Below are 929 nucleotides of genomic sequence, written 5' to 3' on the forward strand. Positions count from 1 at the left end.
CCCGCCCGAGGTGAGCGGGGTGAACAGTTCCAGCCCGGCGATGTCGAACCCGATCGTCGTCACCGCGAGAAGCCGGTCACCGCTGGTCAGCGGCACCCGCCGGCGCATGTCGCCGAGGAGGTTCGCCAGTGCACCGCGTCCTACGACGACGCCCTTGGGCCGCCCCGTCGAACCCGACGTGTAGAGCACGTAGGCGGCCTGGGACCCCTCCACGATGTGCGGCAGAGGCGTCTTGTGGGCGACTTGACGGAGTCCGGCCTCCGCAAGCCAGGCTTCGTCGACGGTGACGACGGGCCGCGTCTCCTCCCGCATGAACGCCAGCCGCTCCGCAGGAAAGTCCCCGTCCAGCGGCAGATACGCGCCCCCCGCCTTCCAGGTCGGCATAGGAGACCGACACGCCATCGGACACCACGGCCGCAGCCTCCGGCACCCGCGCCACCTGGGCCCGGAACGCGGCCACCACGTCCTGGGGCGTCTCCGCGGTCGCCGTGTCGTTCCGCTGCTGGAGGATGCGCGTGCGCTCCTCGTCCTCCAGGACGGCGATCCGGTTCACGAGCACATCGGGATCGGCCGCCACGATTTCGAGGATGCGCACGAAGCGCTGGGTCAGGAGTTCGGCCGTTCCCGTGTCGAACAGGTCCGCGCTGAACTCCAAGGCCGCGTCGATACCGCTCGACTCGCCGAGTTCCGCATAGGTGACGGAGAGGTCGTAGCGGGCCACCTCCGTCGTACTGGCGTAGTGCTCCGCCTTCAGATCACCGAACTCCACCTTCCCGGCGCCCGGTGACGACGTGACGTTGGGGTTCAGCATGGTTTGGAAGAGGGGGTGACGTGAGGGGGAGCGTTCGGGGTTGAGGGTTTCGACGAGGCGTTCGAAGGGGGTGTCCTGGTGGGTGTAGGCGGTGAGGTCGGTGTCGCGGACTCGGGTC

At 68.9% G+C, this 929-nt stretch carries 1 protein-coding gene and 1 pseudogene; both read right to left on the bottom strand.

Features of this window, described 5'->3' with window-relative positions:
* A partial coding sequence (locus IE94_RS41975) for an AMP-binding protein (protein ID WP_425338002.1) occupies window positions 1–402 on the bottom strand: 402 nt, incomplete at its 3' end.
* Window positions 403–568: 166 nt separating this feature from the next.
* Window positions 569–929 (bottom strand): annotated as a pseudogene (locus tag IE94_RS41980) (condensation domain-containing protein); the annotation flags it as partial.

The sequence above is a fragment of the Streptomyces violaceorubidus genome (assembly GCF_000717995.1).
Lineage (GTDB): Bacteria > Actinomycetota > Actinomycetes > Streptomycetales > Streptomycetaceae > Streptomyces > Streptomyces violaceorubidus.